The organism is Maritalea myrionectae (assembly GCF_003433515.1).
Taxonomy (GTDB): domain Bacteria; phylum Pseudomonadota; class Alphaproteobacteria; order Rhizobiales; family Devosiaceae; genus Maritalea; species Maritalea myrionectae.
Window position 1 is genome coordinate 751,810 of the sequence record NZ_CP021330.1, and the last position, 21,652, is coordinate 773,461.

At 52.4% G+C, this 21,652-nt stretch carries 22 protein-coding genes and 1 pseudogene; 11 read left to right on the top strand and 12 right to left on the bottom strand.

Translation table 11 applies throughout. From position 1 onward, the window contains the following. Positions 1 to 210: 210 nt before the first annotated feature. Both MXMO3_RS03730 and MXMO3_RS03735 read right to left on the bottom strand, forming a co-directional pair. A complete protein-coding gene (locus MXMO3_RS03730; RefSeq protein ID WP_117394987.1) occupies positions 211 to 1,863 on the bottom strand; it encodes a L,D-transpeptidase family protein in 1,653 nt (550 codons plus the stop codon). A 157-nt stretch (positions 1,864 to 2,020) separates the two neighbouring features. After that, on the bottom strand, positions 2,021 to 3,475 hold the full coding sequence (locus MXMO3_RS03735) for a sigma-54-dependent transcriptional regulator (protein ID WP_117394988.1): 1,455 nt from the start codon (positions 3,473 to 3,475) through the stop codon (positions 2,021 to 2,023). A 410-nt stretch (positions 3,476 to 3,885) separates the two neighbouring features. Between MXMO3_RS03735 and MXMO3_RS03745 the strand changes: the two genes are divergently transcribed. The 5 genes and pseudogenes from MXMO3_RS03745 (at position 3,886) to MXMO3_RS03765 (ending at position 8,831) form a co-directional block, all read left to right on the top strand. Continuing rightward, complete coding sequence (locus tag MXMO3_RS03745) at positions 3,886 to 5,688, top strand: M3 family oligoendopeptidase (protein WP_245985797.1); 1,803 nt, start codon at positions 3,886 to 3,888, stop codon at positions 5,686 to 5,688. A gap of 12 nt (positions 5,689 to 5,700) precedes the next feature. Continuing rightward, positions 5,701 to 5,832 carry an aa3-type cytochrome c oxidase subunit IV gene (locus MXMO3_RS03750; RefSeq protein WP_084634119.1) on the top strand — a complete coding sequence of 44 codons (132 nt, stop codon included), beginning with the start codon at positions 5,701 to 5,703 and terminating at the stop codon, positions 5,830 to 5,832. An 86-nt stretch (positions 5,833 to 5,918) separates the two neighbouring features. Further along, positions 5,919 to 7,061, top strand: a complete 1,143-nt coding sequence (locus tag MXMO3_RS03755) for a Re/Si-specific NAD(P)(+) transhydrogenase subunit alpha (protein WP_027835006.1) — start codon at positions 5,919 to 5,921, stop codon at positions 7,059 to 7,061. A gap of 30 nt (positions 7,062 to 7,091) precedes the next feature. After that, positions 7,092 to 7,418: pseudogene (locus MXMO3_RS03760) on the top strand (proton-translocating transhydrogenase family protein); the annotation flags it as partial. A gap of 9 nt (positions 7,419 to 7,427) precedes the next feature. After that, entirely contained in the window at positions 7,428 to 8,831 is a 1,404-nt protein-coding gene (locus MXMO3_RS03765; RefSeq protein WP_117396700.1) for an NAD(P)(+) transhydrogenase (Re/Si-specific) subunit beta, read from the top strand. A gap of 53 nt (positions 8,832 to 8,884) precedes the next feature. Here MXMO3_RS03765 and MXMO3_RS03770 read toward each other — a convergent pair whose 3' ends face one another. Then, on the bottom strand, positions 8,885 to 9,412 hold the full coding sequence (locus MXMO3_RS03770) for a cytochrome b (RefSeq protein WP_162889124.1): 528 nt from the start codon (positions 9,410 to 9,412) through the stop codon (positions 8,885 to 8,887). A gap of 80 nt (positions 9,413 to 9,492) precedes the next feature. On the opposite strand from MXMO3_RS03770, the gene MXMO3_RS03775 reads away from it, so the two are divergent. From MXMO3_RS03775 to MXMO3_RS03790, 4 genes are all read left to right on the top strand, one after another. Further along, positions 9,493 to 9,960, top strand: coding sequence for a MarR family winged helix-turn-helix transcriptional regulator (locus tag MXMO3_RS03775; RefSeq protein WP_117394991.1), 468 nt, complete (start codon positions 9,493 to 9,495; stop codon positions 9,958 to 9,960). Positions 9,961 to 9,986: 26 nt separating this feature from the next. Continuing rightward, positions 9,987 to 11,630 (top strand): hypothetical protein, encoded by a 1,644-nt coding sequence (locus tag MXMO3_RS03780; protein ID WP_117394992.1) that lies wholly within the window; start codon positions 9,987 to 9,989, stop codon positions 11,628 to 11,630. Between the two features lie 41 nt (positions 11,631 to 11,671). Then, positions 11,672 to 12,679 (top strand): zinc-binding metallopeptidase, encoded by a 1,008-nt coding sequence (locus tag MXMO3_RS03785; protein WP_117394993.1) that lies wholly within the window; start codon positions 11,672 to 11,674, stop codon positions 12,677 to 12,679. Between the two features lie 82 nt (positions 12,680 to 12,761). After that, positions 12,762 to 13,427, top strand: a complete 666-nt coding sequence (locus tag MXMO3_RS03790) for a DsbA family oxidoreductase (RefSeq protein ID WP_117394994.1) — start codon at positions 12,762 to 12,764, stop codon at positions 13,425 to 13,427. A 65-nt stretch (positions 13,428 to 13,492) separates the two neighbouring features. Here MXMO3_RS03790 and rpsU read toward each other — a convergent pair whose 3' ends face one another. The 4 genes from rpsU to MXMO3_RS03810 form a co-directional block, all read right to left on the bottom strand. Further along, positions 13,493 to 13,708 carry a 30S ribosomal protein S21 gene (rpsU, locus tag MXMO3_RS03795; RefSeq protein WP_027835000.1) on the bottom strand — a complete coding sequence of 72 codons (216 nt, stop codon included), beginning with the start codon at positions 13,706 to 13,708 and terminating at the stop codon, positions 13,493 to 13,495. Positions 13,709 to 13,856: 148 nt separating this feature from the next. Next, a complete protein-coding gene (locus MXMO3_RS03800) occupies positions 13,857 to 14,939 on the bottom strand; it encodes a 5-(carboxyamino)imidazole ribonucleotide synthase (protein WP_117394995.1) in 1,083 nt (360 codons plus the stop codon). Positions 14,940 to 14,941: 2 nt separating this feature from the next. Next, positions 14,942 to 15,433 (bottom strand): 5-(carboxyamino)imidazole ribonucleotide mutase, encoded by a 492-nt coding sequence (gene purE, locus MXMO3_RS03805; protein WP_027834998.1) that lies wholly within the window; start codon positions 15,431 to 15,433, stop codon positions 14,942 to 14,944. A gap of 86 nt (positions 15,434 to 15,519) precedes the next feature. After that, positions 15,520 to 15,732 (bottom strand): YdcH family protein, encoded by a 213-nt coding sequence (locus tag MXMO3_RS03810; protein WP_027834997.1) that lies wholly within the window; start codon positions 15,730 to 15,732, stop codon positions 15,520 to 15,522. A 186-nt stretch (positions 15,733 to 15,918) separates the two neighbouring features. Between MXMO3_RS03810 and MXMO3_RS03815 the strand changes: the two genes are divergently transcribed. After that, complete coding sequence (locus tag MXMO3_RS03815) at positions 15,919 to 16,095, top strand: YdcH family protein (RefSeq protein WP_084634117.1); 177 nt, start codon at positions 15,919 to 15,921, stop codon at positions 16,093 to 16,095. A gap of 75 nt (positions 16,096 to 16,170) precedes the next feature. Here MXMO3_RS03815 and MXMO3_RS03820 read toward each other — a convergent pair whose 3' ends face one another. The 5 genes from MXMO3_RS03820 to MXMO3_RS03840 all read right to left on the bottom strand — a co-directional run bounded on the left by MXMO3_RS03820 (position 16,171) and on the right by MXMO3_RS03840 (position 21,338). Beyond that, positions 16,171 to 16,935 (bottom strand): sulfite exporter TauE/SafE family protein, encoded by a 765-nt coding sequence (locus MXMO3_RS03820; protein WP_117394996.1) that lies wholly within the window; start codon positions 16,933 to 16,935, stop codon positions 16,171 to 16,173. Between the two features lie 5 nt (positions 16,936 to 16,940). Further along, positions 16,941 to 18,839 carry a monovalent cation:proton antiporter-2 (CPA2) family protein gene (locus tag MXMO3_RS03825; RefSeq protein WP_027834995.1) on the bottom strand — a complete coding sequence of 633 codons (1,899 nt, stop codon included), beginning with the start codon at positions 18,837 to 18,839 and terminating at the stop codon, positions 16,941 to 16,943. Beyond that, on the bottom strand, positions 18,829 to 19,395 hold the full coding sequence (locus tag MXMO3_RS03830) for an NAD(P)H-dependent oxidoreductase (RefSeq protein WP_117394998.1): 567 nt from the start codon (positions 19,393 to 19,395) through the stop codon (positions 18,829 to 18,831). Before MXMO3_RS03830 ends, MXMO3_RS03825 begins: the two co-directional genes overlap by 11 nt. 74 nt (positions 19,396 to 19,469) lie before the next feature. After that, positions 19,470 to 20,201: a DUF1013 domain-containing protein gene (locus MXMO3_RS03835; protein ID WP_027834994.1), complete on the bottom strand. Its 732-nt coding sequence runs from the start codon at positions 20,199 to 20,201 to the stop codon at positions 19,470 to 19,472. A gap of 129 nt (positions 20,202 to 20,330) precedes the next feature. Beyond that, complete coding sequence (locus tag MXMO3_RS03840; RefSeq protein WP_205468072.1) at positions 20,331 to 21,338, bottom strand: NAD(P)H-quinone oxidoreductase; 1,008 nt, start codon at positions 21,336 to 21,338, stop codon at positions 20,331 to 20,333. 82 nt (positions 21,339 to 21,420) lie between these two features. Here MXMO3_RS03840 and MXMO3_RS03845 point away from each other — a divergent pair, with 82 nt between their 5' ends. Then, positions 21,421 to 21,612 carry a DUF1192 domain-containing protein gene (locus tag MXMO3_RS03845; protein WP_117394999.1) on the top strand — a complete coding sequence of 64 codons (192 nt, stop codon included), beginning with the start codon at positions 21,421 to 21,423 and terminating at the stop codon, positions 21,610 to 21,612. Positions 21,613 to 21,652 lie beyond the last annotated feature (40 nt).

A 21,652-nucleotide genomic window follows, 5' to 3' on the forward strand; every position in this document is an offset into this window, starting at 1 on the left:
GTCACATTTAGTTGGTTCAGTTTATACCGAACTTAATTAGACTTTATTAACGATAAGCAAGCAACAGCAAATTTTTACGAGCACTGCCCAGCCAACGTCCGTTCACTTCAATATAGGAATCAAAATGGCGTGAAAAAGGCATAGGGCAAGCTGTGCGACATTATGCGCACGCAGGCGAAATCATGGTAAACCAAAGATTAATTGTGGTTCTCAGCTGTTTAGCAGATTGATCAAGCGCTGGTGGTGGCCATAGACATCACCATATGATCGAATTGTGCCATCGCCGCTCACCCGCAGGGTGAAATATGAAATATGCACAGGGATATGCGTCTTCAAATTGTTCCAGCGTTCTGACGAGCCAAACATGGATTTGATTTTGTCCAGGCTCAAATCAGGTTCAAAGGCCAACAATGCATCGGCAAATTCAAGCGGATTGTGCACGCGCACACAGCCGTGAGAGAAGGCGCGATAGCTGCGCGAGAACAGGCTCTTTGACGGGGTGTCGTGCAAATAAACCGAATGCTGGTTGGGGAACAAGAATTTGATCTGTCCCAACGCATTGCCACGGCCTGGACGTTGGCGGATGCGGAATGGAGGGTTTGATGGGTTAACATTGGCCCAATCCACATTTGACGCATTGATCACGCGTCCACCGGCCAGCAATTCATAATTGCGCGCTGCAAAATAGCCCGGGTTGCCGTTGGCCGAAGGCAGCAGTTCATTTTTGGTGATTGAGAGCGGCACATTCCAATAGGGATTGACCACCACATGCTCAATCTCGTCAGAGAAAATCGGTGTCGCGTGCTTTGGTTTGCCCACCACCACGCGGGTCGCGTGGCGTACGGTGTCGCCGGAGCGTACTTCGAGCCGATATTCAGGCACGTTCACGAAAACGAAAAAATCGCCCAGATTTTTGGGCATCCACCGCCAACGTTCCATATTGGCAACAATGTCTTCGACGCTGGCACCATTTGCACCATTCAATGCTGCGATCGTCGCTGGCCCAACCACGCCATCTGGCACCAAGCCAAGGCTGGATTGGAATTCTTCAACCGCGTCGACCATGGCCTGGTCATAAACCAGCTCCTCAGCGGGGTCGCTGGCGGGCACTTCCAAACGTGCTCGCAATAGCGGCAGGCGGTCGTCTGTGCGGCCCAGTTTCAACAACTGACCATTGGGCACGATGATTTGTTCTTCTTGAACACCATCAAGCTTTTTGGCCAGCTCGTCGCGCAAGGCAACAAATTCGCGATGAGATGGATGCAAACTATATAGCAAGGCAGCTGGATCGCTGGATTGCACCAAGTCGATCAGCATCTTTGCCCCATCGATACGGGTGGGGTTGAGCGTGATAGAGCGGGAAACGCTGCGCGGGTCCACGCGACCACCAGCTGCATGCTGGGCATAGCGGATTGCGCTTTGGGAAAACGCCGTTTCCACAGCGGCAAGGCGCTCAGGCTCATTTTCAATATTGGTCAGGTCCAGCGCGTCGGTCAGATAATCGCTGGGGCGCATGCCATCGAGCTCTGCATTTTCGAACAGGGCGATGATCGATTTCGCCTTATCGGAAAACTTCAGCTTATCGCCATCCTGATCTAACCAGAGTGGCTCAAAATTGCGTTCACCGTAGAAATAATAAAGCTTTTGGGCAGACTGCCATTCGCGAGAGCCCGCGCTGGCGCCATAATAATCGTCTTTAAGGCCAGCTTTGATGGTTTTGGCCAGTGGTGTGGTCGCCGGGCCAATAACAACGCGGGTGGCTTCCACCCCGTTGATGTTGATGACCTGCTGGGCCTGTGCTGCGGATAAGGGAAGAAGGGCGAAAGCTGTTGCCGCCAAAATACCAAGTTTAAATCCGCGCATTTTTATCCCTTTTCCGTCCCAAAACACGTCACGTTCGATGATACACCAGAATCGTGAAACGCCCTGTTTATAGCTAAGAACGGCCTGCTCACCAAGCGTTTCGCGAAATTGTTATCACGAATTCCTTACGAATTTCTGCTTGTGTTGCAAAAAAGTGTTAAGCAGCGTTGGACTGGTCTGTTTCCAGGCCATATTCCTTCAATTTTCGGTAAAGGGTCGAACGGCCAATGCCCAAAGCGCGGGCTACAGCGCTCATTTTGCCGCTGTGCTTTTTCAAGGCAAATTCGATGAGGTCTTTTTCCACCTGAGCTAAATTATTGACCCGACCATCATCACTCAAAAAGCGGTCTTTCGTGGGTTGAGCCTTCGGCTTAAGCGGCATCACCTGGGGTGTTGCCGCATCAATATGGGCAGGGGCCGCTTGCGGCGACATTGATTTAAGGGCTGATCTTAGTTTTTCAGCGCCTTGCAAGGATGTTTGAATTTGCGGGAATTCATTGGGGGTAAGATGACCATCTTCCGACAAAAGGATTGCGCGATAAACGGCATTTTCCAGTTGGCGCACATTGCCCGGCCACTCATATTGTGTGAGCATGATTAGCGCTTCTGGTGTGCAGCCGTCGATGCGTCGGCCTTCCGCTACAGAGAATTTGGTCACGAAATGGCTGATGAGATCGGGAATATCTTCAGCCCGGTCGCGCAAAGGCGGCATATAGACGGGAAAGATGTTCAACCGATAATAAAGGTCTTCCCGGAACTGTTTTTGCTTGGTCAGATTGAGCAGGCGTTTTGATGTGGCGCAGATCAGGCGCACGTCGAGCGGGGCATGGTCATCCGCAGAGGTGCTCAGTTGTTTGCCCGTGAACAGCGCCAACAACTTGCCCTGCAATTCCATGGACAAGGCGCCAATTTCATCGAGATAGAGCGTGCCGCCCTGGGCTTGCTCAAAGGCTGTTTTCTTCTGGCCTTCGCCGCCGAACAGCATTTTGTCCAACTCATGTTCATCAAGGGTGGAGCAATTAAGAGCGATGAAGGGTTTGCCGCCGCGCTTGGCATGATGGTGAATGGCCCGGGCCATCATATCGCGGCCCGTTCCAGCTTCGCCTTCGATCAGGACGGGAATTTGCGTGACGGCGGCTTTTTCACCATGGGCGATGGACTTTTTCATGGCCGGAGATTTGGCTGCCATGTCTTTAAAGCTGAGTGCGCCTTTTTGCCGATGTGTTTCGGTGCGCAAACAATTTTCCAGCTCAAACCGCTTCAGGGCGTTTTGCAGCGAAATGATCATCCGCTCGGGCGCGATGGGCTTGGAAAAGAAGTCGCTGGCCCCCAATCGGATGGCCGAAATAATATTTTCAATAGCAGGTTGAGCCGTTTGCACGATCACCGGTTGGGTGAAGTTTCGGGTGCGCATTTCGCTGAGCACGGTCATGCCATCCATTTCCGGCATCACCAAATCCAAAATCACCGCTTGGATATTTTCTGATTCAAGAAGGGCCAACCCCTCTGCGCCGCTTGCGGCTATGAAGGGCTCGAAACCGTGGGTTTTAAGCATCTCTTCGCTGAGGCGGCATTGAATGGGATCGTCGTCAATAACAAGAATATTGGCCATAAGCTCTCTTATTGGACGAGCATCCACCCGTCGAATCACAAACTGTCCTAATTTGGGTCAGGCTAGGTCCGAGTTCTTAACAGTGGATTAAGGATATTCATTTCATTGCGCCAAAATGCGTTTGGCCGTTTTTATTATCAAGGCTTCGCGGATTTGTGATCACGGGTCTTATTGGCTTTTCTTTTGGTTGGGGCTTTTGTTTTTTGCCTATAGGCGCAATTTATGGCCACTTATCCTGGCGCATGGCTATGTGGAGAGTTTGATGTTCACCACCCATTTGATGGACTGGGATATTTAGATTTTCGCATTTGGGCGACCAGAGGACGCCCATCACGCAATACGGTCTTGGCAAGTGAGGCGCATATGATAAGGTTTGCGCCAAAATGACGGCAAAAAAGAAAGACCACTGCATGAGCAATGAAGATCTTGCGCAAAAACTTGGGGTGATGCCCGAGTGGGATTTGTCTGACCTTTATTCGGGGCGTGAGAGCGATGCGCTGAAAGACGATATCGCCTGGTGCGAAAAAGAAGCGAAGGCTTTTGCCGAAGATTATAAGGGTAAACTGGCCGATTTGGCGCAAAGTGGCGACCTTTATCAAACCGTTGAGCGCTATGAAGCACTATCGGACAAGATGGGGCGGATTGGCTCCTTTGCCTATTTGCAATATGCACAAAATACTGCTGATGGGGAATGCGCCAAATTTATGGGCGACCTCAATGAAAAGCTGACCACGATTTCAACCCCCTTGTTGTTTTTCTCGTTGGAATTGAACCGCATTGATGATGCAGTGTTGGACAAGGCGCTGGCAGATGACCCGACTCTGGGCCGGTATAAGCCTTGGTTTGACGAGTTGCGTAAGGCCAAGCCTTATCAGCTGGAAGATCGGGTGGAGGAACTTTTCCACGATAAATCTGTGACCGGGCGTTCTGCATGGAATCGGTTGTTTGATGAGACCATGTCGAGCTTGAAGTTCGATGTGGATGGCGAAGAGCTATCGCTTGAGCCCACATTGACCATGATGACCGACAAGGATCAGGCAAAACGCGAAGCCGCCTATGGCGGTTTGGTGGAAACGCTGGGGGCAAACAAGCGTTTGTTCACACACATCACCAATGTTTTGGCGAAGGACAAAGAGATCTCTGATCGGTGGCGCGGTTATGAAGATGTGGCTGATAGCCGCCATATGGCCAACTCGGTTGAGCGGGAAGTTGTCGACGCGCTGGAAAATGCCGTGCGCGAGGCTTATCCACGCTTGTCACACCGCTATTATAAAATGAAAGCGAAGTGGCTGGGGCAGGAAAAGCTCAATGCCTGGGATCGCAATGCGCCGTTGCCCACAAGCGATGATCGCATCTTTGATTGGGATAGCGCCCAGAAAATGGTGCTTGATGCTTATGGCGAGTTTTCGCCGAGACTGGCCGAAGTGGCCCAGCCGTTTTTCAATAGTGGTTGGATTGATGCGCCGGTGCGTGATGGTAAGGCGCCAGGGGCCTTTGCCCACCCAACAGTGCCCAGCGCCCATCCTTATTTGATGCTCAATTATCTGGGCAAAGCCCGCGATGTGATGACATTGGCACATGAATTGGGCCATGGGGTGCATCAGGTCTTGGCGGCAGATCAAGGGCCCCTGATGGCAGATACACCGCTGACCTTGGCCGAAACCGCGAGCGTATTTGGCGAAATGCTGACGTTCCGGTCTTTGCTGAAAGCGACGGACAATCCGGAGCAACGCTTTGCCCTGTTGGCGGGCAAGGTTGAAGATATGCTGAACACAGTTGTGCGGCAGATCTCATTTTATAGCTTTGAACGCGCGGTGCATATTAAGCGCCGCGAGGGCGAGTTGCGGGCGGAAGAGCTAGATCAAATCTGGCTGGACACCAGCCGTGAAAGCCTCGGCCCGTCAGTGGAGCTTAATGAGGGCTATGAGACATTTTGGTCATATATTCCGCATTTCATTCACGCGCCATTTTATGTATATGCCTATGCATTCGGCGATTGTTTGGTGAATTCGCTTTATGCGAAATATCAGCAATCGGAAGACGGATTTGCCGAGCGGTATTTTGAGCTGTTGAAAGCAGGCGGTTCAAAGCACCATTCAGAATTGCTGGCCCCGTTTGGCCTTGATGCAAAAGATCCTAATTTCTGGTCCCTTGGGCTGGGTATGATTGAAGGTTTGATCGACGAATTGGAAGCGTTGGATCAATCAAGATAACTGGAGAGACTTATGAGCACTGAAGCTGAAAAACTTTATGAAGAGCAAACCAAAACCTATCACGGCTTTTTGCAGTTGGCCAAATGGTCAGCCATCATTATCGCGGTGGTTTTGATTGGCCTTTATTTCGGATTTGTCGCCTAACGCATAGGGGCAGATCTTTCATCGTGCCGCGATTGGTTGGGGGGCGGCGCATTACCTTGTATGTGCGCAACTAAGAAGGAACTGGCATGAGAATAGCGGTTTTGCGCGAACAGACAGCCAACGAGACCCGTGTGGCGGTCACCCCGGAAGTGGTGGCCAAATATGTGGGACTTGGGGCCAAAGTCGCAATAGAAAAAGGCGCGGGTGAAGAGTCGCGTCTTTTGGATAAGGACTACAAAGAAGCTGGCGCGAGCATTTCGACCAGCGCCGCCACGGCGGTCAAAGGTGCGGACGTGGTGTTGACGGTACGTCGCCCCACTGTTGAGCAGCTCAAAGGGGCCAAAAAGAATGCCCTTGTGATGGGCATGCATGACCCGTTTGGCCATGAAAAAGAAATCGGGGCATTGGCGAAAGCGGGCTACGCGCTGTTCACCATGGAGTTTATGCCGCGGATCACCCGGGCGCAGGTGATGGACGTGTTGTCCTCACAAGCGAACCTTGCGGGCTATCAGGCGGTGATTGAGGCGTCCTACGCCTTTGATCGTGCGTTTCCCATGATGATGACTGCGGCGGGCACGATACGTCCTGCCAAGGCTTTTGTGATGGGCGCAGGCGTGGCCGGGTTGCAAGCAATTGCAACCGCCAAGCGTTTGGGCGCGGCTGTATCCGCGACGGATGTGCGGCCTGCCGCCAAGGAACAAGTTGAATCTTTGGGCGGTAAATTTGTCGCCGTTGAGGATGACGAGTTCAAGCAAGCGGAAACCGCTGGTGGCTATGCCAAAGAGATGAGCAAAGAATATCAAGCCAAGCAAGCTGAACTGGTTTCAGCACATATTGCGAAGCAGGATATTGTGGTCACCACCGCGCTTATTCCGGGCCGTCCGGCACCAAAACTCATCACCAAAGCGATGGTGGAGAGCATGGCACCGGGGTCTGTGATCGTCGATATGGCGGTGGAGCGTGGCGGCAATGTTGAAGTGTCAAAACGCGGCGAAGTGGTGGACCATAAGGGCGTAAAAGTCATTGGGTACGAAAACCTGCCAAGCCGTTTGGCCGCTTCTGCATCGCAGCTTTATGCCAAAAACCTTTATGCCTTCCTTGAAACCTTGATTGACAAGGAAAGCCAGGAACTGGCGATCGATTGGGAAGATGAGTTGGTTGTGGCCACAAATCTTTCGCGGGATGGGGCCGTTGTGCACTCAGCCTTTGTTGAAAAGAAGGAGGCGTAAATGGTTTTGATGGAATTTTTGGCAAGCGGCGCTGCTGCCGCGTCTGGCGCGGCTGGTGATGGTGCAATTGCTCCGTTTACCTTCCGCTTTGCAATTTTCGTTTTGGCGATCTTTGTGGGTTACTATGTTGTGTGGAGCGTAACGCCCGCATTGCATACGCCTTTGATGTCTGTGACCAACGCGATCTCTTCTGTGATCGTGGTGGGCGCGTTGTTGGCTGTGGGGATTTCTTTGGTCGATGACCAAGGGCCTGCCCGCTGGTTCGGCTTTATCGCGCTCATATTGGCCAGCATCAATATTTTTGGCGGCTTTCTCGTCACGCAGCGCATGCTGTCGATGTACAAGAAGAAGGGATAATCCATAATGATTTCTGCAAATATTGCGGCCCTTCTATATTTGGCCGCCGGGGTTTTGTTTATCATGGCGTTGCGGGGGTTGTCGCATCCGACAACGGCGCGTCAGGGTAACAATTTTGGTATGATCGGGATGGCCATTGCGGTGGTCACCACGTTGCTGGTGGCGGGGCCGAAAGACCCGTTGGCTATTGGCTTGATCATTGGCGGTATCGCCATTGGTGGTGGCATCGGTGCGGTGATTGCGCGTCGCGTACCCATGACATCTATGCCGCAATTGGTGGCGGCGTTTCACTCGCTTGTGGGCTTGGCGGCCGTGTTTGTGGCTGCCGCTGCACTTTATGCGCCGCAAGCCTTTGGCATTGGTTCACCGGGCGACATTCACGGTGCCAGCTTGGTTGAAATGAGCCTTGGTGCCGCGATTGGTGCCTTGACCTTTACCGGCTCAGTGATTGCCTTTTTGAAATTGGATGGCCGTATGTCCGGCGCGCCGATCATGTTGCCTGCGCGGCACATGATCAATATCGCGATTGCGGTGGCGTTGGTTGTGCTGGTCGTGTTGTTTGTGCAAACAGCCGATCCGATCTATTTCTGGCTGATCACCATCTTGGCTTTGGTGCTGGGTGGTCTGTTGATCATTCCGATCGGTGGCGCGGATATGCCCGTGGTTGTCTCGATGCTGAACTCCTATTCAGGTTGGGCAGCAGCCGGCATCGGTTTCACCCTTGGCAACACAGCATTGATCATCACCGGTGCGCTGGTGGGCTCCTCAGGGGCGATCCTGTCTTACATTATGTGTAAGGCAATGAACCGTGGCTTTATCTCGGTTATCCTTGGCGGTTTTGGGTCAGATTCTTCTGCGGCAGCAAGCGGCGAAGAGGAAACCCGTCCGGTTAAATCTGGAGCGGCGGATGATGCGGCGTTCTTGATGAAAAACGCGTCAAAAGTGTTGATCGTGCCAGGTTATGGCATGGCGGTGGCGCAAGCCCAGCACGCATTGCGGGAAATGGCAGACTTGCTCAAGGCTGAAGGCGTTGAAGTGAAATATGCTATTCACCCTGTAGCGGGGCGGATGCCGGGCCATATGAACGTGTTGTTGGCTGAGGCGAATGTGCCTTATGACGAGGTGTTTGAACTTGAAGACATCAACTCAGAATTCCAGCAAGCGGATGTGGCCTTTGTGATTGGCGCGAACGATGTGACCAATCCGGCGGCGAAAACCGATCCGGCATCACCCATTTTCGGTATGCCGATTTTGGACGTGGAAAATGCGGGTACGGTGCTGTTCCTGAAGCGGGGCATGTCTGCTGGTTATGCGGGCGTTCAAAACGAATTGTTCTTCCGCGATAACACCATGATGTTGTTTGGCGATGCCAAGAAAATGACCGAAGATATTGTGAAGGCATTTGACCATTAATCCGGTCAATTTACGGATTTGAGAAGGGCGCCGCTTGCGGCGCCCTTTTTTGTTTAACGCATGCGGTCAAGGATATTATCTTTGGCAATGCGCTGATGATAGATGGCGGCTGCAATATGCAACACAATTGCTGCCAACAATAGCTTTGAGGTGACGCCGTGGCCCGTCCGCGGCAACAGCTCATTCAGGGCTGGCCAATTTTGTGTTTGTCCGGTGATCAGCATTTCAGAAAGACCAGATAGGGCCATGATGCCAATGCCGGAGATGACGAGGGCCAATGGCAAAACATAGAGCAGGATGTGCGTGACTTTTGACGCCCATTTCACCAAGGCTGACCAGTTTGGATCGGGCAGGGGTCGCGGATGTTTGAACGCGAAATAGGTGCGCACGAGCACCAGAACGCCCACCAACGTGCCCAAAGGGGCATGGAACTTGATCAGCAAGAATTTCAGGCTATCGGTGCTGCTGTTGTCGAGGAACACACCGAGCGCAAAGGTCAAAATCAAAAGTGCAGCAATGCTCCAGTGTAGCCAGCGGGCTGGGCGGGAATATTTTGTGACGGGGAGAGGATGGTTTGACATGGGACACTCCATTCGATAGTAAGTTTATGTTACATGTAAACTAAAAATATTTACATGTAAATAAAAAGGTGAGATTGCCGATGACGACCACAAATGAGCCGCTTGTTACGCGGCCAAAATCGATGGGGCGCGTGGTCACCCACGCCAGCGCCCGGGTGAACCAGCTGGCCAATAAATTGTTGGCGCCGCACGATTTGAGCTTGCAGCAATGGGTGGTGTTAAATGCCCTGTGGCAGCACGACGGCATAAGCGTGGGCATGTTGTGCAAGTTCAGCAATAATGCGTTGCCTGCCATGTCGCGGCTGACAGACCGGATGGAGACAGCAGGGTGGTTGGAAAAGCGGGTGAACGCCAAGGACAAGCGCGCGACGCAATTGTTTCTGACCGAGAAAGGCGAAGGCAAGCGGGACCTTTCGACATTCTATGTTCAAATGAATGAGATCTTAATGGCGGGCATGACCGAGGGTGAGCAGGATTTGCTTTTTGATCTCTTGGGGCGTTTGCATGATAATGCGGCGAACGCACTTTTATCCGATTCCGTAGATTGAGTTTTGACATTGGGGCAGGGGCCAGAATGAAACGTAAAAAGCAAGCTGTGGTGGTGGTGCATGGCATGGGCGAGCAGCGCCCCATGGGCACCATGCGCACCATTGTTGACGCCCTTTGGACAACTGACGATTCGATTGCGCTGAATGACCCGCAAAATCGCGATGAAGATGGCAACAAAAGCTGGATCGTGCCGGATATCAAAACTGGCAGCCATGATTTGCAGCGCATCACCACGCCAGGGATGCAGGATGGCTGCCGCACGGATTTCTTTGAGTTTTACTACGCCGACATTTTGGACAATGCGAAACTTAAAAATCTGTGGCGCTGGCTGATGCGCGTCATCAAGGTGCGGCCAGAATATGTGCTGGAGCGCATGGTTTGGCCCTGGACGGCGCTTTGCTTTTTGGTGGTGTTGATTTTGTGGGTGATGTTCAGCGTTTTGTTTCTGGGCGTGGCCACACAGTTTGGCATTGATTTCTGGTCCGAGGCGGCCAAACAGGCCCGGCTGAGTGTGCCGGGGGTTATCTTTCTCGGGGTGGTGTGTTTGGTGCTCATGATTTTAGTCGCCGCGCGAATAAATTCGTTGCGCTGGCTGCTGCGATGGCCGAGCTACGCGCTGATCGGGTTGGTGACATATTATCTTATTTTCCTCACGGAAGATTTGACCCTGCGCACCTTGGTGGTGAGTTTCACCATTTTGCTGTCGATCGCCACATCCTTGATTTTTCTGCCCTATTTGGGCGATGTTGCCGGTTATCTGGGCGCGCATCCGGATACGGTGGCTGGGCGCCATCTGGTGCGGGATCGCGGGCTGCAATTGTTACGGCGTTTGCATGAAGATCCGGCTTATGAGCGCATCGTGATCGTTGCCCATTCGCTTGGCTCCGTCGTGGCCTACGATATTTTGCACCTGTTGTGGGAGGAGTTGGGGCCGACCAACGAAAACCCGCCAGGCAAAAAGGTGCGGCAAGCCTTGGCCGATCATGACCATTTGGTGCTGGAGCTAAACCAGAAATATGGCATCCAGCGATGGTCTGATGCGGATCTGGCGCGCTATTGCGCGGCGCAATCCAATGTGTCGGATGCCATCCGGGCGCAAGGTGCTGTGCCGCGCAAAGATGGCCGAAGGAGCAACGCCTATTGGAAAATCACCGATTTTATCACCGCGGGATCACCGCTGAGCCATGCGCAATTTTTGCTGGCCCGCGGGGCGGTGAACTTTGGCAAGTTGAAAAAAGAGCGTTTGTTCCCCACCGCGCCACCGCAAGTTTTTAACGATGATTTTGGTGTGCTTTATTCCAACGACCCCATCGACTTTGCCGCCGAAAAACCGATCCCGAAAACGCGCACGGAATGGGCGGTGGATGCAAAGAATGCCTATGCCCACCATGGTGCCGTATTTTCTGCGGTGCGCTGGACCAATTTTTATGATGAGCACAACCCCTTCTTCTTCTGGCAGGGGGATGTGCTGGGCGGACCTTTGCGCGGGGCAGGCCGGTTTGGTCAGGGCATCCTCGATCAAAATGTGAAGATCACCTATGAGCGATTTGGCAGCAAATCGCGCTTTGTTACCCACACGCTTTATTGGACGGATACTGAGCCTAAAAAGGATCGCGTGAGCCGCAATGTGCAATTGATGCGCGACGCGGTGAACTTGAAGGGGATGTGATACGTATTGGTATTGATCGCCAATATTTAAAGAGGTCACATATGCTTTTTAGAAATAGCATACGTGCGGCAGCCATAATTTTTGCGTGCATTTCTGGCTTGTCTGCAGCAAACGCCGAGGTGTGTGCAACGCCACCTTCAGACAAGATTTGCTATGCGGACTATCCTTTTCAAGACAGGTGCGGGCCTCTTCCTGATAGCTATGCCGCATATCCGGTCGAACCGCAATTTGATCTAGTTTTTGAAAAGTCACCGCGCATCATCAAAGAAGCATTTTGTGCCGTGGATGAAATTCGAGTGGTGAAAAATTATCACCTGACGGGCACCGTTGCATTTGTGCGTGGCACTACGATCTATTTTGATCGGCAGAAGCTGTTTTATTTGCTTTTGAGGAACAATGAGGAGGCTCTTCCGCCGACGCAATATAGATGGACTTGGTTGAGTGATGATTCCCGTTATTTCGAAGATGGCCGCGACCTTGAATTGGTCCTGAATTTTGCAGAGCCGAACAATTGGGGCTTAAGATATTCATTTGCCAGTGTGCTTATTCATGAACTGGGCCACATCGTCGATACCAATGCGGACTATAATAGTCGGCCGAATTTGGGGCTTTTCCATTGTGAGTTTGCGCACCAAGCGTTGAATAAGTCGGACTATCAATCGCGCAACGCCCTTGCCGGCTATGAAGCCATTTTCTCCGATATTTTGGGCGTTGGGGAATCCAGCGAAAGACTGCTTGATCTTGATGAGGCGGGGTTCAACTCTTTTTATGGGCGCAACAATCAGTTTGAGGATTTTGCCGAGTTGTTTGCCGCCTATATCATGCTGGAGCATTTTGGGGTGTCTTACAGCATCACCAAACAGGATGAGACCTTGTTTGATTTGGTAACACATTTCCAACAGCCCGCATTGCAGCGCAAACTGAACATTGTGGAATCGATTGTGAATTATCATAATTTGAGTGAAGCGGAGCGCCAGGCGTTTCAAGCCGATTTGCTGGCGTGTCGGGGTGATTTTACGCCCAGCGCATTGCCCATAAACGGTAAGTGATGCGCGTCAAGATAAGCTAGCTGTGATTTGTCAAGATCGGTCAAACCCCCTAGGCTGGGGCAACGAATCACGGGAGCCTTTTATGTCCAACAAAATCAAGATTGACCTTTTTTCAGACCCTGCCTGTCCGTGGTGTTTGGTGGGGCTGACCCGCTTTGATCAAGCTTTGCAACGTCTTGATCCCAATGTGGAGTTGGAACTGACACATCACGCTTATTTGTTGGATCCGAACACGCCCGAAGGCGGCGAGAATGCGCGCGACGTTCTGCAAATGAAATATGGCCAGGCCCCGGATGAAATGTGGGATCGGTTGGAAGAAGAAGGCAAAAAGTCTGGCCTTGATCTCGATATGCGCAAGCAAGAAATACGCTATCCGACGCAGCGGGCACAGATTTTGATCGCCATCGCGAAAGAGCAAGATAAGCAGCAGGAAATTGCCTTGGCTCTGAGTCGCGCCAATTATTTGAAAGCCGAAAATATTTCGGACCCTGATTTCTTGGCCGATTTGGCTGAAGCGCATGGGTTTGACCGGGAAGAGATTTTTGCGCTGGTGCAGCGCGAGGACCTTAAAGGGCATATTGAAAAAGCGGCCGCAGATGCCAGCAAGCAAGGGGTGCAGGGCGTGCCGTTCTTCATCTTCAATGAGCAATATGCCATGTCTGGTGCGCAGCCCGACGAAGTGTTTGATCAAGTGTTTGCCCAGCTCCTTTCGGGTGAGCCGATGCCGCAGCCTGATCAGTCTGCATAATTTGGACAAACAAAAACGCCGCTCGAAAGAGCGGCGTTTTTAATTCTTAGCAAAAGGCGTAAATCTTAGCGACCGCCGACGAGGCCTTCGCGTTGTGCACGTTTACGTGCCAACTTGCGTGCCCGACGAATGGCTTCAGCCTTTTGACGTGCCTTTTTCTCAGAAGGCTTCTCATAGTAGTTACGCAACTTCATTTCACGAAATACACCTTCGCGTTGAAGTTTCTTTTTCAAAGCCCGAAGAGCTTGATCTACATTGTTATCGCGAACGACTACTTGCACGCGCTACACCGCCTTTAAATCGTTGTTAAAATCAGGCATCGGCCAATAACCTGCCGACGCGAGCTGGACCATCCAGCCATCGTTGGCGTGGTGAATAGCAAATTGAATCCCATTTGTCCAGCGAAGCACGCGGTTTTTGCCGCTAAAATTAGCTGTTTTTGGGGGAAATTTGGTTGATGTGACCCAGTTTTCGCCCGGGGCGCACTTCATATTTGCCATAATGGTGCACCATGGTGTGCGGTGTGGGGGCTTCGGTGACCTGATTGATGTCGTTGCCGAGCAGATTGGTCATCACCACATCGGAGTGGCGTGTGGTGTCACCCAAAGGCCAATTGGCGATGGCGCGCATATGTTGTTCAAACTGTGAAATCAGGCAGGCGGCCTCGGTCCAGTGGCCTGAATTGTGGACACGTGGGGCGATTTCGTTGACCACAAGATGGTCATTTGCGTCGGTGACGAAGAACTCAACGCCCATGACGCCCACATAATCCAACGCATTGGCAATTTTCGCGGCCGCGCCTAACGCATCTTGCTTTACATGATCTGAAATTTGCGCGGGGACCGTACTGGTGTGTAAAATAGCGTCTTGGTGCACATTTTCTGCCGGATCATAGGCTGCGGTTTCGCCGCTGGCGGTGCGCGCAATGATCACGGAAATCTCGCGGTCAAAACTGACAAAGCCTTCAAGCACGCAAGGGTTTTCACCCAGCTCCTTAAAGGCCCCTGTTACGTCCTCAGGCTGGCGCAAGAATTTCTGGCCTTTGCCATCATAACCAAAGCGCCGCGTTTTAAGCACAGCGGGCAGGCCGATGGTTTGCACCGCGCTTTCCAGCTCTGCTTGGCTTTCCACATTGGCAAAGGGGGCAACAGGCACGCCTGCTTGCTCAATAAATGTCTTTTCGATCAAGCGGTCCTGCGCGGTGGCGAGGGCTTTGGCGCCGGGTGCCAAGGGGGTGTTGAATTCAAGAATGGCTTTTGCGGTCGCGGCAGGGACATTTTCAAATTCATAGGTGACCAGATCGACCGTTTCAGCAAATGCCTTTAGTGCCTTCCGGTCTTCGTACAAGGCGATGGTCTTGTGCGGTGTGACCTCAAATGCGGGGCTTTGCGGGTCGGGGCAATAAATATGGACCTTCAGTCCCAATTTGTGCGCGGCGAGGGCAAGCATACGCCCCAATTGTCCGCCACCGAGAATGCCAATGGTTGCGCCGGGCTGCAGCATCTTGCTCATAATTACTCGTCTGTTGGAAACTCGTTGACGGCTTGGGTGCGTGCCTTGCGATATTCGATCAGCGCGTCGCGGGCTTCTTCATCAAAAAGCGCGATCACAGCAGCGGCGAGGAGGGCGGCATTGGTGGCGCCAGCCTGACCGATCGCCAATGTGCCGACGGGAATGCCCGCTGGCATTTGCACGATGGAATAAAGGCTATCTTTGCCGGACAAGGCTTTCGATTGCACAGGAACGCCAAACACGGGCAGATGGGTGAGGGCGGCAACCATGCCGGGCAAATGGGCGGCACCGCCAGCACCGGCGATGATGGTTTTGAAGCCCAGTTCCTCGGCGGATTTGGCAAATTCATACATGCGATCTGGGGTGCGGTGCGCAGAAACAATGCGCGCTTCATATTCGATGCCAAGCTGATCCAGTGTATCGGCGGCATGACGCATGGTGGCCCAATCAGATTGAGATCCCATAACGATGGCAATTGGCGGGTTGGTTGGCATTTCAGCCCCTCGCTAAATGTCAAAAAGGGCGTTTAGCCTAATAAGGGGCACTTTGCAAGCGATTGCGGCCCTGTTGAGGTTGGTCTTTAGGCGATAATGTCGGGAATCACGAATTGCTCGAGATAAATAATGCGATCTTTGATCGCGAGTTTTTTCTTTTTCAGCCGCTGCAACATCATGGCGTCTTGGCAACCGGTGGCTAGAAGCGCGTTGATTGACGCGTCTAAATCCTTGTGCTCCTGGCGCTTGGCAGCCAGTTCGGCCCCCATATATGCTTTTTGCTCGGTGGTTAAGTTCATCATGACAGAAAGACCGTCTGTTCGGTTGTTACGCAATACACAGCCATTTTACCTCAAAATTCAAGCAATTGCACTGTGTTTTAACAGAGCGGCAATAATTTGAACCAAATCGCCACAAAATTGCCATTGGACAGGCCATAATTTTTTTGTCACACTTTCATTGTTCATAAGAGAAAGGAAGACTTCATGACCACTACTTCCCACCTCAACGCGCTCGAGCGCCGACATGCATCATTAGATGAGCAAATTCATCAAGAGATGCAACGACCGGCATTGAACGAACTTCGTATCGGTGAGCTAAAGCGAAAAAAGCTCGAGTTGAAAGACGAAATGTCGAAGTTGCAGGGGCAGACGCGTCAGTAAGAGTGTAAGTGTAAGTCCAATTATTTAAAGTCTTTGGATCATCGAAGGCCACGGGATCTCCCGCGGCCTTTTTGTTTATACAAAGGCCATTGTGCCGTCATAAACGAGCTTGAGCGCCAGAACAAAAGCCAGCACATAAGCAATGTTGTAAAATAGCTTGGCGTTAATCCGCTTGACCAAATATATGCCGATGGCCATGCCGATGGCGGCGACGGGTAAAAGGCTGAGTGCCAGCGTGAGATTAGACACCGATAATTGCCCGAGGGCGGCATAGGGAATCAATTTGACCAAATTGACGGTTGTGAAGAAGATGACGGTCGTGCCCGCATAGAGCACGGGCGCCAGCCGCTGGGGCAACATATAGATTTGAAAAGGGGGGCCGCCAGTGTGGCTGACAAAGCTGGTGAAACCCGCCAATGATCCCCAAAACCAGCCCCAGGGCTTGGATGGCGGTTTGTCAGGCAGGGCCTGACGCAGCGGCAGCCACGCATCCAAACAAAAAATAATGGTGATGATGCCGATCATGAGCCGCACCATTGCTTCGGTGATAAAGGCATAAAAGAGCCACCCCAGTACAATGCCAACAAGGGCGGCGGGCAGCAGAATGCGAATATTTGGCCATGAAACCTGTTTGCGCAGGGCGATGATGCCAATCGCGTCCATAAATAAAAGCAAGGGCAACATCATGCCCGCAGCTTCACGCGCAGGCATCACCAATGTGAGCATGGGCACGCCAATAATGCCGAGGGCTGCAATCAGCCCCGATTTTGACAAAGAGACCAAAAAGATGGTGAGGGCCGCCACCATATAGAGGTTGGGGTCGATATCGAAAAATGACAATGAATTTATTCCTGAGAGCGGGCTTTGTTTTCGCGCTCTATATCATCTGGAATTTTTTCAGATGTCCAGTTGTTGGCGTTGGCGGGGTCCAGATCCACCAAATCTGACTCCATGACCTGTGCCAGCAATTCCTTGGCGGAGCGCGCATGGCCGATCATCGCTTCCATATCGTCTTTCAGCTCATAAGCTTCATGCAACATTTTGATGTCGTGGCGGGCAAAGGTTTTGGCCAATCGATGGGCGCGGTGTTCCTCATATCCCAGTGCCACCAGGGCCTTGATGCCCAATTGGAGGCCGGAGTGGAATGTGTCGCGCACAAAATCGGTGACGCCTTCATCCATCAGCTCATGGGCGTGATTGCGATCCCGTGCCCGTGCCAAAATGGTGATATGCGGGAAGTGCTTTTTCACCATGGCGGCGATTTCAGTCACCGTGTTGGGGTTGTGGATGGCGATAATCAAAATATGGGCTTGGTTCGCGCCGGCGGCGGCCAGCAAATCTGCTCGCCGCGCGTCACCAAAAAACACTTTGGTGTCGAATCGTTTCACCAAATCGATTTGTTCAGCATCGTGATCGATCAATGTAGCGTCGAATCCTTGCGCGGTGATCAGGCGGGTGACGATTTGGCCGAAACGTCCATATCCCAACACAATCACCCGATTGCGCACTGAAATATCATCCGGCTCCCGGTCGGTCTGGTTGTCTTTCACCAATTTTGGTGAGAGCAAGCGATCATAGATCAAAATCAAGATGGGGGTGATGACCATGGAGATTGCGACGGTGACGTTGAGCAAGTCTGCGTGCTCGGGCAGCAACGCGCCTGATGCGGTGGCGAACTGGAACAGCACGAAGCCAAATTCACCGCCCTGGGCCAAGATGATGGCAAACAGCATGCGATCTGCAACGTGGAAGCGGAAAATGGTGCCCAAGCTCCACAGGATGACCATTTTGATCACGGCCAAGCCGATCACCATGCTGGCGATCAGGACCGGGTTGTCGAGCAATACGCCAAATTCGATGCTCATACCCACAGAGATGAAGAAAAGGCCCAGCAGCAGCCCTTTAAACGGCTCTATATCGCTTTCAAGTTCATGTCGATATTCGCTGTCGGCCAAAATCATGCCCACCATGAAAGCGCCAAGCGCGGCAGACACATTGATCCACTCCATCAACAAGGCCGCGGCCACGACCAGCAGCAAGGATAGTGCGGTGAAGATTTCGCGCACGCCGCTTTTGGCGATAAAGCGCATGACGGGACGCAACAAATAGCGTCCGGACAGGTACATGGTGGCGAATACAAAGGCAGTTTTGGCTGCGACTTGCCATCCGCCTTCGGCAGTGGCAGCTCCGCCGTGACCATCGTCAGTGGGGGTATGGCCCACCAATTCGGGCAATGCCAAAAGCGGGATGATCGCCAAGATGGGGATCACGGCAATATCTTGCAGCAACAAAACAGAAAAGGCGGAACGGCCCGTATTGGTGGCCATGATGCCGCGTTCCTCAATGATTTTGAGCACAATGGCAGTTGAGGACAGGGCGAGGCCAAGACCCATAATTACGGCGGATTGCCAGGGCATTGACGCCATATAGCCGATTAACGCGATGACCAGCGCTGTGATGAGCACTTGCGGCAAACCAAGGCCAAACAATTTGTTGCGCATGGACCAGAGTTCGCGCACCTGCAATTCCAGCCCGATCAGGAACAGCATCATGACGACGCCGAATTCGGAGAAATGCAGGATGGTTTCCGGGTCGGTGACCAAGCCCAAGCCAAAGGGGCCAATGATGATGCCGGCCAGCAAATAGCCCAAGACAGAGCCGAGACCTGTGGCCTTGGCAAAGGGCACCACGATCACAGCTGCGGACAAAAAGATAAAGCAGGCGAGAAGGAAACTATGCTCCATGTGCAGTCTCCAACTCGCTCGGGGTGCCCACAAGCTCATTTAATCGCGATTTTAACATGTTGCCATGGGCGAGCAGCTCTTCTTTTTCGCTGGCGCGGGCATGGTAATAGACCAAGGGATCAAGCCAATTCATTCCGCAAAAATGTGCAGTTTGGCGGTAGGGCAGCAAAAACTCTTTCAATGGATATTGGTGGGCGCCGCCTTTGGCATAGGCCCGCTCTTCAGAACCAGTGGCAATGGACAGCATCAGGTTTTTGCCCTCCAGTGCATGGCCATTGGTGCCATAGGCCCAGCCATAGGAAAATGTGCGGTCAATCCACTCTTTGAGCAGCCCCGGGGCAGCATACCAATAAATGGGGAATTGTAAGATCAGTGTAGATTTGTCGTTGATGCGGTGACGCTCATGGCTGCCATCCACGAACATGTCGGGATAGGCTTTGTAAAGATCGAGCACTTCAACGCCTTCGACAGATTTTGCGATGCTGGCAAAATGGCGGTTGGCACGCGATTGGCCGAGGTCTGGGTGGGCAATCACAAAAAGTACCGGGTTCGCCATCTACATCTCCAAATCATGTTGATGCTATGATGCGGCGAACCCGGTATATTTATCAATAATATTTTTGAAGAATTTTAGCGGTCGTCGTCGTCAGACTTTAGGCTGCCCAAATTGCCGAACACGCTGTCGACATCATATTCACGCTCTTCTTCAGTTGATGGCTGATCGGCATTGGCCGGATCAAACACATCATCGGTTGGTTTGATGTGGTCAGAAGCGCGGTACATGGCTTCCTCTGCGGTCAACAAACCAGATTCTTCAACATGCTGTGTCTCAGCTGGCGCGTTCTTGGCTGCCTTGCGCACTTCCATATCCAACTCGACCTGCGTACACAGGCCCAAGGTCACCGGATCGGCCGGGGTCTGATTGGCCGCGTTCCAGTGTGTCCGCTCACGCACAGATTCAATGGTTGGCTTTGTGGTGCCCACCAGACGCATCAATTGCGCGTCTTTCAATTCAGGGTGATTGCGCACCAACCACAAAATCGCATTCGGCTTTTCCTGACGCTTGGACACAGGCGTATAGCGTGGGCCGCGGCGCTTTTGCTTGGCCACAATGGTTTTGGGGCCAGAAACTTGCAGCCGATATGCAGGGTCTTTTTCGCCCTTTTCGATTTCTTCGCGGGTCAATTGCCCCATTTGCACAGGGTTGGCGCCCTTAATGCCGCCAGCTACATCACCATCAGCAATGCCTTGCACTTCAAGCGGGTGCAGGCTGCAGAAATGGGCGATCTGGTCAAAGGTCAGGCCGGTATTGTCGACCAGCCAAACGGCAGTTGCTTTGGGCATTAAAAGTGTAGTGGCCATAATATCTTCCTTTGGGTGCAAACCGGTTTAGATTTGCACGCCCCTTTCAAGCTGAAAATTTGGGGGATTGGCCCTTTTATAATGATTTGGCGGGTTTGTTGCAATCATATTTTGTTAAACATGCATAAGCTATGACATTTCCAAGACAATTTTGCCCAAATGATCGCCTGCATCCATGGCTTCATGTGCCTTTCCGGCCTCATCCATTTTGAATCGCTTGATCTTGGGCTTGTGAATTGTCCCCGCCTCAATGGCTGGCCAAACCTGCTCCATCAGATTGTGTGCAATCTTTGCTTTCACCTCGTCTGGCTGCGCCCGCAAGGTCGAGCCAAAAATGGTCAACCGTTTGGCCACCACCAACCCCATGGTGAGGGTTGCTTCTCGCCCTGCCAAATTGGCCAATTGGATGATGGTTGCGTCAGGCGCTGCGGCGCGCAAATTGCGGTCGACATAGTCGCCGCCAATAAAGTCGACAATGATGTTGGCGCCTTTGCCGCTTTCCTCTTTGGTGCGCTCAACAAAATCTTCGGTCATGTAATTGATGGCCACATCGGCGCCCATTTGGATGCAATAATTGCATTTTTCCTTCGTCGAGGCAGTGGTGATCACGTTGGCACCCGCCAGTTTGGCCAATTGGATGGCCGTGGCCCCAATGCCGCCGGAGCCGCCATGCACCAGCACCCAGTCGCCTTTACCGGGGGTGGCGCGGTCGATCAATGTTTGTTGGACCGTGAAAAAGGTTTCCGGAATGGTGGCGGCTTCGGCAAAGTCCCAGCCTTTGGGTTTGGGCAAAACCTGCCCCCACGGTACGCTGACATATTCGGCATAACCACCGCCATTGGTGAGGGCAACCACTTCGTCGCCCACAGTCAAGGAGGTGGGGGCCTGATCTGTGGTGCGGCCAATATCTTCAACGATTCCGGACACTTCAAGCCCGGGCAGGGGGGAGGCGCCTTCGGGCGCGGGGTAAAGGCCCTTGCGCTGCAAAATATCCGGGCGGTTGATGCCCGCAGCTTTCACTTTGATGAGCACTTGACCGGGATAGGCATAAGGTTTCGCCACTTGCGACCTCACCAACGCTTCCGGGCCGCCGGGAGTTTCGATTTCAATGGCATTCATTTTTTCCGCGTCGCTCATTTAAATAATCCTTTTGATTTGCCTGAATCGAATTTACGATCAATTCTGGAACTAACGCTATCAGCTTTAAGGAGAACGCCAAATGGACGAAGATGTTTCACCATCCTTCAAGAAAGGTGTTGTACATGAACTTGGTGTGCCGCTCGACGATATCTCAATCGACGAATTGGAGTTGCGCATTGAGGCCCTAAAAGCTGAAATCAAGCGCCTTGAAGCGAGCATTGAAGACAAAAAGAGCAGCAAGAGCGCCGCTGAATCCGTGTTCAAGTTTTAGGCTTGTTGACGCCAATCCAGCAAGATTGGCCAAAGACGGG